Raw genomic sequence first — 16925 nt, forward strand, 5'->3', positions numbered from 1 at the left:
AAGAAACTGAATGCTGAGTATATGTTTACCTGTTTATAATGTTGATGTTAGAGCTATCACAAATAAATTGATGGTTCAAGCAATTGAATGTAAAATTGAATTTGAAATACGCATTTATGACGACGGCTCCACTCAAAATTACAAGCAGGTAAATCATACGCTTGGCAATAATAAAAATATAATATATCACGAGCTACCACAAAATCTAGGAAGCGCTGCCATCAGAAATAAATTATTAGCTGATGCTGCCTACAATAATATCCTCTTCCTAGATAGCGACTCGGATATACAAGACGATTACATACAGAAATACATTCCTCATTTAACTCAGAAAAACCTTATAGTATGCGGAGGACGCGTGCACCCAAGTACATTACCCTCTTCTGAATTTTCACTTAGGTGGATAGTTGGCAAAAAAAGAGAAGACCATAGTGCTGCACTTCGAAATAAAGTACCCAACAAAAGTTTCATGTCAAATAACTTCTTGGTTAAAAAAGAATTATTTAATACCGTTGCTTTTAATGAAAGTATTAAACGCTCGGGACACGAGGATACCATGTATGGAATAGAGTTGGAGAAAAATGGCATTAACATTGTTCATATTGATAACCCGGTAACTCATATTGGCTTAGAAACGAATAACGAGTTTATTACTAAAACAAAACAACGCATAGAAACGCTTTATTACTTGGAAAGTATAAATAAGGATGAACTAATATACAAGCGCATTACACTATTAAAGGCACATCAAAAATTAAAAAGATGCCATGGAACTTTTATTTTTAGTGCACTGTATAAAACTTTAGGGTCGAGCATTGAAAAGAATTTAGCATCAAAGAAACCGAGCATGTTTCTGTATGACATATATAAATTAGCATACTATTCAACATTAAATAATTAACTGAACGAAAAGAAACCAATGAAACGTATCATATTCCTATTCATAGCCACTGTAACATTTGTTACCTCTGCTACGGCCCAAGGTTATAAAATTGATGTAAACATTAATGGATGGCAAGATACCACCCTTATTCTTGGTCATTATTTTAATAAGAAAATGTTGGTAAACGATACCATTGACCTTGATTCAAACGGTAATGGAACCTTTACTGGGGAAGAAAAACTTCCGGGTGGAGTATACATCATTTATATGCCCGATCAGAACTTCTTTGATATTATTATAGATGATGAGCAACATTTCCAGATTGCAGCTGATAAATCAAATCCTGTTAATACTTTAACAGTAAAAAATAACAAGCAAGAAGCTGCATTTAATAAATACCAACGTTTTATTGCCAAGCAACAAGAAAAAGCAAAATCGCTACAAGAACAGATTAAAACGTCACCTGAAGACCCATCTGTTGCGGATTGGAAAGAAGAACTTGGTTCGCTTTCAACTGAAGTAAACAAGCAATGGGATCATATCACAGCCAATAATCCTAATACATTTTTAGCTTCTTTTATTACGGCCATGCGTGAAGTTGAGATCCCCGATTTTGCTGCTGATAAAAGCTTAAATGATTCTATTATTCAATGGAAGAAATATGAATATTACAAAAACCATTACTTCGATAATATAGATCTGAAAGATGATCGCTTATTGCGAACGCCTTTTTTTACGAATAAATTGGAAAGCTTTTTTACAAAAACAGTGTTTCAGATGCCTGATAGTTTAAGTAAGGAAGCCAAACGCATTGTTAAGTTGGCTGAAGGCAATAGCGAAATGGAGAAATACCTAATTCAATATACTTTTAATTTAGTAAACGAAAGTAAGGTGATGGGTATGGATGCTGCAATGGTTGATTTAGCAGAAACATTTTACCTATCGGGAAAAGCCGATTGGGTTGATCAAGAGTTTATTGATAAATTACAAGACCGCGTAAGTAAACTAAAACCAAACTTATTGGGTAATACAGCACCCGACCTTAAATTATACACTCCAAATAAAGAAGCCTACAAACTTAGTGAGGTTTTTGCCAACTATACTATTTTAGTTTTTTGGGAGCCAGACTGTGGCCATTGCAAAAAAGAAATTCCGAAAATTAAGGAACTAGTTTACGACAAATACCAAGATAAAGGTGTAAAAGTATTTGCTGTATATACCCAATTTGAAACAGAACATTGGACCGAATTTATAGAGGAAAAACAATTGGAAGAGTGGATTAATGTATATGATCCTTATAACCAAAGTAATTTTCGTAATTTGTACGATATTTATAGCACTCCAGTAATATACGTGCTTGATAAAGACAAAAATATTGTTGCAAAACGCATTGGTGCTGAACAAATACCTGATTTTTTAGATCACCAATTTAACCTAGTAAATAAATAAAGATGAAACTATATATAAGCCTTATAATACTTACAGCAGTTCTCAGTTTCTCTTCGTGTGAAGATCAAACTCGTGAAATACCAGTATCTGAAATATACTCAGATATGCCTGAAGATGGATATGAAGTTGAGATAGACAGTTCGTTCGTCCTTTACCCAAAAATTACCTACGATTACGATTCTCAATACTCATGGTATTCTCATGAAGAAGATCAAATCATATCAAATCAATTAATTTATGAACGCGAATACAATGAACTAGGCACTTTCAATTATACATTCTCTTTAAATAATGATAGAGGTTCTGCTACCTATAACTACATAATAACCAGTTTATTTTTAACAGACTTTGACGAACTAGATACCTTGTCTAGCAATAGTTTTTGGGATGCGCCTAATAATGAAACTTCATTTACCTCAGGAGAAACCTCCTTTAGTTTAGTTGGTAAACCCGATTTAGTAGAAGAATGGTATGGCTTTACCTTTTCTAATTTAAGTGGTGCACGAAACGATGTGAATCAAAGCTATTTTAGTATGAATAGTGCTCCTACAGAATACAGCTCAAAGATATTCGCTGTGCTTAAGCAAGATCCCTCATTAAAATCCTCCTTTATCACCTTTGATGAAAATAAAGAACACCTAGTAAAAAGTATATCAGTAAATAATACTTACGGTACACGACTTGCTCTTGAGCAGGGTACTAAAGATGAAGAGGGAAATGAACTCTCTAAAAAATTTGGAGGAGACGGTACTGAGAAAGATTTGTTTACCCTAAATATTATAGGACATAAGGCAGATGGCTCAAAAACTGAGCCTATTGAGTTCTACATGGCTGATTATACTTTTGACGCTTATAGAGATAACTACATTATCAGAGATTGGACTACAATTAATCTTGAATCTTTAGGTTTAATAACCAAACTTGAACTGGTACTGCATTCAACCGATATGGATGATGAAGATAATATGCGAACACCTGCATCAATTTGTATTGATCAAATAAAAATAACTGAATAATACCAAAATATTAAGCATAAAAAAGAGTTTGCTTTAAAGCAAACTCTTCACACTCTCTTCTTCCCCAATATACTCGCATAAAAAACTACAATGCGAGAATTACTTTAATTCGTTTTATTCTTCGCATTATAATATGTTGACAGTGAATTTAACTCTCCTGCTTTATTCAACTGAGCGAGTTCTTTTATTTCTTTAGTTAACTTTAGTTTATTCATCGGGTTGGTGCAATAATCCAGAAATGATGTAATTGCCTTTTCTTCGGCCTGTAAACTATTATCTGCATTTCCTTCAACCAATTCTTTTGCAATACATGTAAAGTATAAACCTAATAATTCAGTTCTATTATCAGTTAATGATTGAATATTTTCACTCACTTTATAAGAACTATTAGGAGCTCCTTTTACCCAACGTTCAATAAAATTAGTTGCTGCTATACGTTCACTATCCTTTTTACTAAATGGTGTTAATAATAAGTAATCGCAGCAGTCGTAAACTGTTTCTGTGTACTCTGAATAATCCGCTGCGCTTTCTAACTGAACATCATTTAAATATGAAAACTGTGCACTAACTATTGTGGCTGACACACAGAATAGAAATAATAATATATGTTTCATAATTTACACGTTTTATATTCTAATACGCAAACGCCTGATAATGTATACATTGATTTGATTAATGCCCATAATCTATACACTAAAGTCATTTTCATTATGATGAATATTATTTACACTTACATGACTCTATGATGGTTAATTATCAGCACACTACACAGAACTACCATATAATCTTCCTCTATTTTCTAGTTTTCTATAAAAAACAAAAGTCTACTAGTAACAAATACTAATAGACTTTTATGTTAAATTATTCAGCAACAATCTGGCATGAGTTCTTTATCAAACCTTTACAACTAACTTCTAATGTTATATCACCGGGTTTAGTACCTGCCTGCACCAAAACAACCAGCTGTCCGCTAAATGCCTTCATTGATGGATTGTGAAATAGCTCTAATGAAGTCGCATCACCATTACATGCGGCACGATAGCTACCAGCTCCTTTTACTTTAAAGTTTAACTGACTATTAGCTGTTGGACATAAATTTCCATCTTTATCAAGCACTGAAACCGTTACGTAACTCAACTCTTTTCCGTCGGCCTTTATGGTTTCTCTATCAGCAGACAATCTGATTTGATGTGGTTTACCTGCTGTATTGATTTCTTTTTCAGCAGCAGCTTTACCATTTTCATCGTAAGCCACAACTTTAATAGTTCCTGGCTCATATTTCACGTCCATCCACATTAATCGATAACGTGTTTGATTGCTCTCCTTGTTCTTTTTTCTAATCCCTTGGCTTTTACCGTTAACAAATAATTCGGCACTATCATAACTGGTGTAAGCAAATACAGGCGTTGTTTCCCCTTCTCTACCTTCCCAATTCCAATGCGGTAATAAGTGAAGGGTTTCATCCTCAGTATTCCAACGGCTTCGATATAAATAAAATCTATCCTTTGGCAAACCACCTAAATCGCAAATACCAAAATACGAACTGCGCGAAGGCCATTGACGGTCGTATGGAGTTGGTTCACCTAAATAATCAAAACCTGTCCAAACAAATTCTCCAATAACCCAATCTTTGTCATCTTGCAATACAAAATCATCATCAGGAACGTTACTCCAATTACATCTACCAAAATCGTATGAACAACACTGTCCATCTTTATAACGTTTCATGTTAGTGAATTCAAGCGGGAATTTATAAACCCCACGTGAACTAATGGTGGATGCCGTTTCTGAGCCTAAAAGAAAACCTTGCGGGAATTTATCGTAGGCCTCTTCATATAAATGAACGCGGTAATTTAAGCCTGGGACATCAGTGATTGAACCAAATCCACTTTCCATAACTGCTTTTACTTGGTCCATACCTACCGTAACTGGGCGAGTTGGATCTTCGCGATGGAAAATATCTTGTAACCACTTGGCACGTTTTACACCAATACTTCCGTGCTGATCTGGCACCTCATTACCCGAACTCCACATAACAATGCATGGATGATTGCGAGTAGCTCTCACAAGATTCACCACATCGGCCTCAGCCCATTCATCAAAAAAGCGATTATAACCATTCTCTACTTTAGGTTTAGCCCACTCATCAAAACTCTCTGCCAAAAATAAGAAACCCATCTCATCGCATAATTCAAGTTGCTCCATAGATGGCATATTGTGTGCAGATCGGATGGCATTACAGCCCATATCTTTTAAAATTACCAACTGACGGCGCAATGCGGATACATTAATAGCTGCCCCGATTGGTCCTAAATCGTGGTGAAGGCACACCCCTTTAAACTTGGTTACTTTGCCATTTAGCTCAAAACCTTTTTCAGCACTATATTTAATGGTGCGCACACCAAACTGAATACGCTGCACATCTTTTAGTTCATCGCCTTGATATAACTTTAAATTGGCATAATATAGGTTCGGAGCTTCTGGGCTCCACAAGCTAGGTTTTGGTAATGCAACATCAAACTCTATCTCATTGCCATAGCGTTCACTTGATTTCTTAGTTGCCCATATTTTGCCCCTTGCATCCACAATTTCAGTTTCAATGCTAAGGTTATCCCCCTGAACAGCAGATTTTACATTTACTTTAGCAACATCATTTGTTATATAAGGCGTTGTAATAAACGTTCCCCATTGCTTAAAACTGACTTCATCTTTTACTATAAGCTGTACCTTTCGGTAGATACCTGCTCCGGGATACCAACGCGATGAATAAGGATCGTTATGCAATCGAACGGCTAATGTATTCTCCTCACCTTCCTTTAGATATTCCGAAATATTAAAATAGAAATAGCTGTATCCATAAGGACGCTCTCCTACTCTTTGACCATTTACATATACCTGGGCCTGACTCATGGCGCCATCAAATACCAACAAAGCCTCTTTACCTTTTTTATATGCTGGTGCTGTAAAAGTTTTACGATACCAAGCCGTTCCTATGTGCGGTAAAGCCCCTGTTCTTCCATATTTCTCTGTAGCCTTCTTCTCCATATTCTGAGTAATACGGACTGTTTGTTTATCAATTTCCTTATCAAACGGACCATATATGGCCCAATCATGAGGTACGGTAACCGTTTCCCATTTTCTATCATTGAAATCTACCTGTTGGGCCTCAGCAATATCTCCCTTACTAAATTTCCAGTTATCCTCTAAGGTAATAATGGTTCGTTCTCCATTAGTCTGAGCCTCTACACCAATAAACGCAAGCACACAAAGTAGTGCGAATATAATTCTCTTCATCTATTTTAGTTTTGTTTGTTTCTATTAGCAAAGATGCTCAAAGGGGAACTGCAAAAAATATCTGTGGGTAAATAATATAAAGCTATGGGTAAAAACGGCATTGTTATTCTATAATATCACTCCTGAAAATCAGATTTGTGTTTTATTCGTTTAAAATTTCAGCAACTCGATGTTTTAAAGAGGGTAAAACATTTTTAGCAAACCAATCATTTTTAGCCTGCCATATATTATTACGCGGTGATGGATGCGGAAGGACAAAATATTTTGGTAGGTACTCCTGATAACTTAAAACCGTTTTAGTCAGGTTCTCCTTTGCATTATTTCCCAAATAATAGTCTTGGGCATACTTGCCAATTAACAGAATAAGTTCAGGATTTTTTATAGCGCTCAATAATTTCTGGTGCCACTGAGGCGCACATTGCTTCATGGGTGGTTTATCTCCCGATTTACCTTTTCCGGGATAACAAAATCCCATTGGAATGATCGCAATATTAGAAGAATTATAGAAGCTAAACTTATCAATGCCCATCCAATCTCTTAGGTTTTCACCACTTTTATCATCCCATGGTATACCTGAATTATGCACTGCTAAACCGGGGGCCTGCCCAATAATAACAATTTTACTGTTTGGGTTGGCACTTACAACTGGCCTTGGGCCTAATGGCAAATACTCATTGCAGATTGTACAGTTTTTAATTTCCACTAATAGAGATTTCATACCCTTACTACTTAAGTTTACACCAAAAGAACAGGTTAATTGATATTGCCTTTTTATTTTCTTCACCAATGTAGTTAGATAAAAAAAAGCACAATGCGGTGCCTTATAATATACTTATAAAAAAAGGGAATATCATATAAAACGATATTCCCTTTAGTTTAACACTTATAATAACTTAACCTTAATATCCTTTGTTATGTTTAACTTATTTATTGTACAACTAATTTTTTAACACAAGTACCAGCCTCTATAAAATAGATACCAGTTTCAAGGTCACTAATATTTAAAGACACTGTTTCTGTTAAATTAACAGCCTGTTTTGTAACTATTTTTCCATCTGACGAACGAATCAAAACACTAGTAACTGATTCAGCATATTTGCCCAATTGAACGTTTACAATTTCATTAGCTGGATTAGGATATACTTTAAAATCCTCTGCCAATTCAGACTGTAAATCTGGCGAAATAGCATTTGCCGACTTCAAACAATCATATACGTCAGTATCAAGTAATACATCTTTATCCTGCTCTTTAAAACCGATGGAGGTAACATCCTCTACACTCATATTATAATATCCTTCACCATTACCAACGGATGCATTAATTACAGCTGCAATAGACGGACCTTGGTAACTCTCTCCATCCGGACTAATATCCTCGGCAATAAGGTTACGTAAATCACAAGGCATATATTTAAAATGCTTCGACTTTAATTGAGCTTCGGTTCCATAAGTTGCTTTTACTGTTTTTACTATTGACTTACTATCAAACCAACCTGGTTTAATCCCTAACTCTTCTTCAGCAGTACGGGTATAGCCCTGACCTATTCGTACTGCAAAACCGCAGCTTACCGCCTTTACACCTTCAATATTTACATAACCATTTTTTTGGGCATGGGGCGATATCATAAGCGCTGCATTTCCATTGGTACATGAAATATCACGGCCATAAATATCAAATAAACCTTCAACTTGGAGAAGATTTAGTTTTGAATAACCTGATTCTAACCTCAAGGTTACGCCTCCCTCACCACTTAAATTTGTAAACAGGATATTGGAACCTACTTGAGCTTGAACCAAACCATATCCGTAATGCGCATTTGTAATTCTAGCATTTTTAAGAACCCCATTACGAGGAGAGAAATATTTTCCGTTATATTCCGCCAGACTTAATGCAATAGCCGAAAATTTTGTGATATCATCTTTAACTATAATATTCTCCAAACGGAAATTATCTACATTTTTAAGACGAAATGGGGTTACATTTTTATTATTGGCAACACGAAGGTCGACCTTAAAGCTTCCCTCCCTACCGATAATACTCACATTCTCAACCACCTTATCATCATCACCCAAGCCTAGAATAAAATAGTTCTTATCATCAGAACGTTCTGTTGGATAAATAATGGCATCAGGTGATACTTTCAAGTGTACATTTGACTTTAAATTTACGTTGGCCAAAAAATACTTTCCTGCTGGTAAAAAAATACGCCCACCATTACTCAAAGCGCTGACCTCGTCGATAGCACGTTGCAGCACTTCGGAATCATCATTCTTATCTGTTACATTAGCCTGATAATCTTTTACCAGGTTTTTATACACGCCCATATTAACAGGACTTTTGTAGAAATCGGCCTCCTTCTGAGACCACATAGACATAGATATCAACAGCCCTAAAGCCATTAATACAAAATTTCTTTTTTTCATTTTAGATTTATGTTAAAAGGATATTAAGGGTACTCCGTGCTATATTATTAAGCACTCTCAAATCTAGATAACACACAATAATTCTTGTACTTAGACGTAATAATTAAATACACTGTAGTAAATCATAGCTTTAAAATTATCAGAACAAGAACCTATAAAACAAAAAAATCCCTAGTGAAAATAAGTATTACACTAGGGATTATCTTAGCTTAATTTAGCTAGTTATTTCACCATGATTATTGCCGAATGTGGTGGCACAATTAACTTCTTACCTTTTGTTATGTCTACAGGTAAGCCATCCTCATCAATATCTCGCCCGTCGCAAATTAATTTATAGCCATCGCCATTAAATGGATAAGTTACGCTTTTGCTTTTACCGTTAAATACGATAAAAATATCTTCCCACTCATCACCCAATTGTTCACCAGCAATATTATAAGCAATTACATTATCGTATTTAATATCACTTCGTATTTTAATATAGTCCTGAATATCTTTGGTACTGCTCATCCTAAAGGATGGATGATTCTTTCGCATCTGAATCAGGTTTCTATAATAAACATATTGGCTGTGGTTTATCGCCTTTAATCCCCAACGTATTTGGTTAATTGAATCAGGAGCATTGTATGAGTTTTCTACACCAAATTTGGTTCTTCCGAACTCAACCCCTGCATGCAAAAATGGAATACCTTGCGATGTTAATACAATTGTATTGGCCAAACGGTGCATAGCCATTATTTGTTCTTCAGTGGCATTGGGGTTAGACTCGTGCAGCTTATCATATAAGGTATGATTATCGTGACACGATACATAATTAATGGCTTGTGATGGCGTATTAGCCCAAGGCTCCTTAGAATAGTTTACCTTGCTATAATCAATATCAGGGTGCTGTACTGACCCAACAATTCCGTACTTCACACTCTCTTCAAAACCTTTTTTACCACTTACAAAACCCTTTTCCTTGTAATCAGACCAGTGTCCTTTTATGGCATCGCGCATATCATCAGAAAAAACGGCTAAATCGGGCATTTGTTTGGCGTGTGCTTTTAAAGCTCTATCCTTTTCCTTTAAAGGAGAATCGGTAGCAGTCCACCCTTCACCATAAATAAATATAGAAGGATCAATGGCCTTTAAGGTATCTGTAATCTGGTTCATGGTTTCAATGTCGTGTATCCCCATCAAATCGAAACGGAAACCATCAATATGATATTCATTGGCCCAATAGGCAACTGATTCAATCATAAACTTACGCATCATGGCTCTATCCGAGGCTGTTTCGTTACCACAAGCTGAGGCGTTAGACCATTTCCCATCTTCCCATTGGCGGTAATAATAATCAGGAACTAACTGGTTGAAAGTTGAATTTTCGCCAGGTCCAGTATGATTGTAAACCACATCCATAACAACGCGAATCCCTGCTTTATGGAAACCCTGCACCATTTGTTTAAACTCTTGAATACGCACCTCTCCGTTATAAGGGTCTGATGCATACGAACCTTCAGGAGCATTATAATTAACGGGATCGTATCCCCAGTTAAACTGAGAATCTAAATCTCCGGCTTCATCAACTGAATGAAAATCGAAAGCAGGTAATATATGTACATGAGTTACACCTAGATCTTTGATATGATCTAAACCTGTAAACAAGCCATCGGGACTTTTGGTACCTTCTTCTACTAGTCCGGTAAACTTTCCTTTATCCGTAATACCCGAACTGTTGTGAGATGAAATATCGCGCACGTGCAATTCATAAAGGATGATATCGTTAATATTAGTTAAGGCAGGCTTTTGATCATCTTCCCAATTTTTAGGATTGGTTTTATTTAAATCTACCACCATTCCTCTATGACCATTAACTCCTGAGGTACGGGCATAAATGTCGGCTACTTCATCATTCCACTGATCATTATAAAGTGTTTGATAGGTATAATAAACCCCATGTAAATTCTCGTTGGTATGATACGACCAGGTACCTTGCTCACTGGCAACCATACTAATTGTTTGAATTAACTTATCACCATCGCCTGTTTTATACAAACGCAGTTTTACTTCCTTAGCCTCTGGTGCCCATAGTTTAAAACAGGTTTTCCCACTTTTTACTATAGCTCCTAAATCATTACCCTCGTATACCGGATAGTCTGAAAATGATTGGTAATTAACTTCTCGCACAGTTTTACATTTTGTGTTACAGCAGGCTGATATTAATAAACTTGTGGTAATTATTAGCACAATACTAAGTGGTGGTCTCATGGTATTCTATTTTAATGTGGCATGCTTTAATCAATACTCATGCCAAGATACTAATCATTAATCAAAGGTTAAATAGTAAAAACACTAGAAATATCATGATATTTAACCATACAAGCAACATCTCTTATTTGGTAAAAACAACATCCCAATCTTTCCATACTACTTCGTAATTTATTTTGTTAAGCATCCCTTCAATTTCCTGTGGCGACCGCTCATCAGATATTTGAAACTGCTCTAGGGAATCCTTCTCGGTAACATAACCGCCAGGATTGGTTTTTGAACCTGCGCTCATGCTGGTTACGCCCATTTTAACAATATGATTACGAAAATGAGCAGATTCACGAGTAGATAGGGATAATTCAACATCGTTATCAAACAGTCGGTAGGCGCAAATTACCTGTGCCAGTTGTTTATCGCTCATGGGCACATTAGGTGTAAAACTCCCTTCGTGCGGGCGAATACGTGGAAACGATATAGAGTACTTGGTTTGCCAATATTGTTTGCGCAAATATTGCAAGTGCAGGGCTATAAAAAAACTCTCGGTCCGCCAATCTTCTAGTCCATATAAGGCACCCAGGCCAATGGTATTAATATTAGCTCTACCAAGCCTGTCGGGGGTTTCAATGCGATTATTAAAGTCCGATTTCTGCCCTGCAAGATGGTACTTTTTGTAATTGGCCTTGTGGTAGGTTTCTTGGTACACATAAACACCATATAAACCTTCGGTAACAAGCAACTCATATTCATTCTGCTCAAGGGGCTGCACCTCAATGGATATTTTTGAGAAAAAGGGCTTAATGAGTTGTATCACCTTTTGCAGATAAGGAATATTAACAGCCGTTGGTGATTCGCCCGAAACCAATAATATATTATCAAAGCCCAATGCTTTTAAGGCTTTTACTTCCTTTAATATTTGCGATTCGCTTAGGGTGTGGCGGGCAATGCGATTGGTAATACTTAAGCCACAATAGGTGCAAATATTTTTACACTCGTTACTCAGATATAGCGGAATAAACAACTGCATGGTTTTGCCAAAACGTTTCTGGGTAATTTTATGACTTTGCTGTGCCAAAGACTCTAAATACTGATCTGCAGCAGGAGATACCAAAGCTTTAAAATCCTCAATATCTAAATCCTTCTTTTGCAAAGCGCGTGCTACATCAGCATCCGTTTTGGCTAATATACTTGCCTTAACATCATTCCAATTGTAGGAATTATAAACTTGTAAAAATGAGTTTTCCATTATTATAATTTAGAGGTGAGATGAGAGATTTTTGACAAAAGACAAAAGTATAAAGAACGAGATGTAGATACCGTAATTCCTTCATCTTTATACTTATGTCTTTATACTTTATACTTAAACTAAAGCATCACCGGACTTAGGTTTTTAAGGTCTATCTTTAATTCCGTATTACCATAATCCTTTAGCTCATGACTCAGTTTCATAGAGCAGAATTTTGGTCCGCACATTGAGCAGAAATGCGTTGTATGTGGTGTATCTGAAGGCATAGTTTCATCGTGATAAGCCTTAGCTGTAAGCGGATCGATAGAGAGGTTAAACTGATCGTTCCACCTGAACTCAAAGCGTGCCTTACTCAGTGCATTATCGCGCTGCTGCGCACCCGGATGCCCCTTGGCTAAATCGGCAGCATGGGCGGCAATTTTATACATAATTACGCCATCCTTAACATCTTGCTTATTGGGTAAACCCAGATGCTCTTTGGGTGTAACGTAACAAAGCAATGCCACACCATACCAGCCAATGATAGCTGCTCCAATGCCCGATGTAAAATGATCGTAACCCGGTGCAATATCTGTAGCTAGGGGACCTAAGGTATAAAATGGAGCCTCGCCACACTCAGCCAATTGTAAGTCCATATTTTCTTTAAGCATATGCATGGGCACATGACCCGGTCCTTCAATCATGGTTTGAATATCGTATTGCCATGCTATTTTAGTTAAGGCACCCAAGGTTTTTAACTCAGCAAACTGGGCTTTATCGTTGGCATCAGCAATGCTACCAGGGCGCAAAGCATCCCCCAAAGAGAAGGATACATCGTAATCTTTCATGATATCGCAAATATCCTCAAAATGCGTGTACAGGAAATTTTGCTGCTTGTGCTCCATCATCCACTTGGCCATAATAGAACCCCCACGCGAAACAATACCCGTGGTACGCTTTGTAGTTAACGGCAAATGCTCGGCCAATATACCTGCATGAATGGTAAAATAATCGACCCCTTGCTCAGCTTGCTCTATCAGCGTATCGCGATAAATTTCCCAAGTTAAATCTTCAACAATGCCATTTACTTTTTCCAGGGCCTGATACAAAGGAACGGTACCAATAGGTACGGGCGAGTTACGGATAATCCACTCACGTGTTTCGTGTATGTTATTGCCCGTTGATAAATCCATAATGGTATCGGCACCCCAATGGGTTGACCAAACGGCTTTCTCCACCTCTTTTTCGATGCTTGATGTCACCTCTGAGTTACCGATATTGGCATTGATCTTCACCAAAAAGTTACGCCCAATAATCATGGGTTCTGCCTCGGGGTGATTGATGTTTGATGGAATAATAGCTCTACCCGCTGCCACCTCATCGCGCACAAACTCGGGTGTAATAAACCCTTTTGGGGTATTGGCACCAAAGCTCTCGCCAGGATGTTGGTTGATCTCATCAAGATTACGAATGCGCTGATTCTCACGTATGGCAATGTATTCCATTTCGGGCGTTATCATACCTTTGCGGGCATAATGCAGCTGTGTTACATTGGCGCCTTTTTTGGCTTTTAGGGGTAGTTTACTGTTTTCGAAACGAAATACGTGTGTGCGTTCATCATCATTACGCACTTTGCTATAGGCTGATGTAAAGGCTGGCAATTGCGCCACATCTCCCCTATCGATAATCCAGCTTTCGCGGATGCGCTCAATACCTTGGTGTATGTCAATATCCTTTTTAGGGTCGGTATACGGTCCGCTGGTATCGTAAACCGCAATAGGTGCATTGGGTGTTTTTACATGACTATTGAGTAATTGCGTATCGCTCAAGCTAATTTCGCGCATAGCAACCTTAATAGGATGCAACCTTCCTTTTACATATATTTTTTTTGATGCTGGAAAAGGAGTGCGGGTAATCACATCCTTGCTGGGTTTCTTTTTTTCTATGGCCATTGTATATTAAATTAATGATTAACAAATTCAATAAACCATAGGGGCAACACATGGATATTCCACGGCTCCTCAGTAACTTTTCCCTACGCTGGTATTAACCAGATCAGGTTAAAGGGTATCATCTCAGCCTTGCGGCACCCCTAAAGTTTATTCTTACATGGAAACATAGCTTAGGGGAAAATGTTTAAGATACCGAAGTATTTTATTATTCCTGACTATCGGCAGACAGGTGTCAATGCGCTTTACTTGGCGCCTTAAGATTCCTTCGTGCCTCGGAATGACGAGGCGCTTTACGATATTGCGTCACTGCGAGGAACGCGGCAGTCTCAAGGCGACTTGGGGTAATTGTTAATGAGGATTTACAGCTCGTAGTAAGTTATAAGTTATAAATTATCGCAATAGCGTAAACAAGCCGCTAAGCGTTTATCATTTATAATTGAACACTTATAAATGATAAACACAGCTTGGGTAATTATTATCTATTAAGCAAATACTTGGCTACGCATTGCTAGCGCGAGCTTTTAGCTCGTGACTTATTTGTATTGCATAGGCACGAGTTACAAACTCGCGATAACTATTGGGAAGCTTTGCTGCTCCCCCCTTGTTACTATTTATTTAAACAACACTTTTTATATTTTTTTCCACTGCCACAATTACAAGGGTCGTTTCGCCCAAGCTTTGGTTCAGCTCTTATGGGTATCACAGGTGGTTCAAAAATATCATTATAATCAAACTCTGAGTTACCTTCTTCTTCGTTATAACAAGCCCAAGTTGAGGTAATTTCTATGTAACGCTCAGCAATGGGAAGAATTTCTTTTCGTTTATTGTATTTGTCGGGTCGCTTAAAAGCCTTACACACTTCCTCCCAATTACCGCATATACCCATTGATACCATGTTACGCTCAAATAACATTTCTATTTCGGGCAATAATTCAGAGCCCTTTATGTCAATTACATTGCATATTAAAAGGGCAATTACATCACTATCAATTACATTGTCTTCTATTTTACTATTCAGAAAAAACTGTATGACCTCTTTAAACCAGTTTAAAGCAATATTTCGCTTTTCAGGATGATGCAATGCGAATTGTTCTACCATATCAGGCATAGTAGTAAGGGCAAAGGTATCAATACCTGGTTTAAACATAAACTGCTTACAAACCTCCAAATTATTGGCTGCCATTTTGTAAACAGGCTCCCATAGCATTGATGTAAGAAAATCGCCTAAATAAAGATCGAAATATTCATAGGATTGACTTAATACTTTAAACACATGCTCTATACTATCTGTTGCTTTCAGCTCACCCAAAATATAAATGGCATGAACAATAAAGTTCATCTTTTCTTCGTCCCAGTCATTCTCATTAACCAGCTTATTAAAATACCCATATCTATCAATACTGTCTTGCAATACTAATTCAATATCAGCAATTAATGTTTCCCTCGGAAGAGCCAAGATGGTATTTAGTTTTTCGGCTTCAATATTTAAGCCATTGCAATAAAGCCATTCAATTTCAGAATGGGTAAATTTTGGATCCGCACTAACAGTTTTAATATTCTGTGCTTTTGTTTCTACCTTTATTTTTGTTTTTTCTTCCTCTTCAAAACGTTTTTGACTTGCTGACATGTTTGCAACAAGTACTTGCGTCATAACAAACCTTGCATCGTCAGAATCAGGTGCCAATTCTTGTATCATATCACACCTAATTTGGGCTTGTTCAAGATCGTCAATGGCAATAAAATACAGCACTGTAAATTTGTAAAACGAAACAACTTCGTTTAGATGAAAAGTATCGCGTTTTGGGTACAATGCCTTTAGCTCCATTTCTGAACCTAAAACATCTTTTATTTTATCGTATTCTTTTTCTAAAAAATACTCATTTGCGAGGTTAATTTTCCCAAACAAATAATCAGGATGTTCTGCAATAATCCACCTGTTGGTATCATACATTTTTTTAGTTTCGTTCAAATTTGCGTATAGTACCGACAAGTAGTTTTTCAACTGTGGATTATCCGGGTATTGCTCAATGGCATCCAATATTTTTTTAACGCTAGACCTATTACCGCCTAATGCCATTTTATGAAACTTCTCTAATTTTATCGATAATTCTGGCGTAATACAATTTTGCGCATCTAAAAAGTTTGGGTCAGTGCTTATCCTATAAGTTGTTTCTATTTTACTCATATTAAAAATATCTACCTTATTAAAAAACGTACATGTATTGTTTGTTGCTAAATTATACTTTTATAAATTATCACGAAACACATACCCAAAATACTGCTTAGTTTTATATATACCTGCTAGGGCTAATTTTTAATACATGCAATACGTAAGTTGTATAAAAGCCTTGAGTTCGCCGTTTATCATTTATAATTGAACACTTATAACTAACTAAGAGCTATAAATCCTCATTAACAATTTAAGGCTCGATTTA

The 16925-nt window shown here is 36.8% G+C and carries 11 protein-coding genes and 1 riboswitch; of the genes, 3 read left to right on the forward strand and 8 right to left on the reverse strand.

Going from position 1 to position 16925, the window contains the following annotated elements:
• Positions 1–10 precede the first annotated feature (10 nt).
• Genes A8B35_RS09695 through A8B35_RS09705 form a run of 3 tightly spaced genes read left to right on the forward strand, consistent with a single transcriptional unit; the run spans position 11 to position 3348 of the window.
• Complete coding sequence (locus A8B35_RS09695; protein WP_075602824.1) at positions 11–901, forward strand: glycosyltransferase family 2 protein; 891 nt, start codon at positions 11–13, stop codon at positions 899–901.
• Between the two features lie 18 nt (positions 902–919).
• Positions 920–2332: a TlpA family protein disulfide reductase gene (locus A8B35_RS09700; protein WP_075602825.1), complete on the forward strand. Its 1413-nt coding sequence runs from the start codon at positions 920–922 to the stop codon at positions 2330–2332.
• A 2-nt stretch (positions 2333–2334) separates the two neighbouring features.
• Positions 2335–3348, forward strand: coding sequence for a DUF4465 domain-containing protein (locus A8B35_RS09705; RefSeq protein WP_075602826.1), 1014 nt, complete (start codon positions 2335–2337; stop codon positions 3346–3348).
• A gap of 104 nt (positions 3349–3452) precedes the next feature.
• Here A8B35_RS09705 and A8B35_RS09710 read toward each other — a convergent pair whose 3' ends face one another.
• From A8B35_RS09710 to A8B35_RS23815, 8 genes are all read right to left on the reverse strand, one after another.
• Positions 3453–3962: a hypothetical protein gene (locus tag A8B35_RS09710; protein WP_075602827.1), complete on the reverse strand. Its 510-nt coding sequence runs from the start codon at positions 3960–3962 to the stop codon at positions 3453–3455.
• 247 nt (positions 3963–4209) lie between these two features.
• The gene (locus tag A8B35_RS09715) at positions 4210–6642 is read right to left on the reverse strand and encodes a DUF4982 domain-containing protein (protein ID WP_075602828.1); all 2433 of its coding nucleotides are present in this window, start codon (positions 6640–6642) and stop codon (positions 4210–4212) included.
• Positions 6643–6784: 142 nt separating this feature from the next.
• Positions 6785–7360: a uracil-DNA glycosylase family protein gene (locus A8B35_RS09720; protein WP_075602829.1), complete on the reverse strand. Its 576-nt coding sequence runs from the start codon at positions 7358–7360 to the stop codon at positions 6785–6787.
• 209 nt (positions 7361–7569) lie between these two features.
• Positions 7570–9066: a T9SS type A sorting domain-containing protein gene (locus tag A8B35_RS09725; RefSeq protein WP_075602830.1), complete on the reverse strand. Its 1497-nt coding sequence runs from the start codon at positions 9064–9066 to the stop codon at positions 7570–7572.
• 222 nt (positions 9067–9288) lie between these two features.
• Complete coding sequence (gene pulA, locus A8B35_RS09730) at positions 9289–11316, reverse strand: type I pullulanase (RefSeq protein WP_075602831.1); 2028 nt, start codon at positions 11314–11316, stop codon at positions 9289–9291.
• Positions 11317–11440: 124 nt separating this feature from the next.
• Positions 11441–12559 carry a 2-iminoacetate synthase ThiH gene (gene thiH, locus A8B35_RS09735; RefSeq protein WP_075602832.1) on the reverse strand — a complete coding sequence of 373 codons (1119 nt, stop codon included), beginning with the start codon at positions 12557–12559 and terminating at the stop codon, positions 11441–11443.
• A gap of 119 nt (positions 12560–12678) precedes the next feature.
• A complete protein-coding gene (gene thiC, locus A8B35_RS09740) occupies positions 12679–14490 on the reverse strand; it encodes a phosphomethylpyrimidine synthase ThiC (RefSeq protein ID WP_075602833.1) in 1812 nt (603 codons plus the stop codon).
• A gap of 63 nt (positions 14491–14553) precedes the next feature.
• Positions 14554–14642, reverse strand: a riboswitch (TPP riboswitch).
• Positions 14643–15097: 455 nt separating this feature from the next.
• On the reverse strand, positions 15098–16675 hold the full coding sequence (locus A8B35_RS23815; RefSeq protein WP_171973184.1) for an SEC-C metal-binding domain-containing protein: 1578 nt from the start codon (positions 16673–16675) through the stop codon (positions 15098–15100).
• Positions 16676–16925 lie beyond the last annotated feature (250 nt).

The organism is Saccharicrinis aurantiacus (assembly GCF_001660705.2).
Taxonomy (GTDB): domain Bacteria; phylum Bacteroidota; class Bacteroidia; order Bacteroidales; family Marinilabiliaceae; genus Saccharicrinis; species Saccharicrinis aurantiacus.

Bases quoted from the DNA above. Each gene is read 5' to 3' on its own strand.
- A8B35_RS09695 (WP_075602824.1), top strand. From the start codon at position 11: ATGCTGAGTATATGTTTACCTGTTTATAATGTTGATGTTAGAGCTATC.
- A8B35_RS09700 (WP_075602825.1), top strand. From the start codon at position 920: ATGAAACGTATCATATTCCTATTCATAGCCACTGTAACATTTGTTACC.
- A8B35_RS09705 (WP_075602826.1), top strand. From the start codon at position 2,335: ATGAAACTATATATAAGCCTTATAATACTTACAGCAGTTCTCAGTTTC.
- A8B35_RS09710 (WP_075602827.1), bottom strand. From the start codon at position 3,962: ATGAAACATATATTATTATTTCTATTCTGTGTGTCAGCCACAATAGTT.
- A8B35_RS09715 (WP_075602828.1), bottom strand. From the start codon at position 6,642: ATGAAGAGAATTATATTCGCACTACTTTGTGTGCTTGCGTTTATTGGT.
- A8B35_RS09720 (WP_075602829.1), bottom strand. From the start codon at position 7,360: ATGAAATCTCTATTAGTGGAAATTAAAAACTGTACAATCTGCAATGAG.
- A8B35_RS09725 (WP_075602830.1), bottom strand. From the start codon at position 9,066: ATGAAAAAAAGAAATTTTGTATTAATGGCTTTAGGGCTGTTGATATCT.
- pulA (WP_075602831.1), bottom strand. From the start codon at position 11,316: ATGAGACCACCACTTAGTATTGTGCTAATAATTACCACAAGTTTATTA.
- thiH (WP_075602832.1), bottom strand. From the start codon at position 12,559: ATGGAAAACTCATTTTTACAAGTTTATAATTCCTACAATTGGAATGAT.
- thiC (WP_075602833.1), bottom strand. From the start codon at position 14,490: ATGGCCATAGAAAAAAAGAAACCCAGCAAGGATGTGATTACCCGCACT.
- A8B35_RS23815 (WP_171973184.1), bottom strand. From the start codon at position 16,675: ATGAGTAAAATAGAAACAACTTATAGGATAAGCACTGACCCAAACTTT.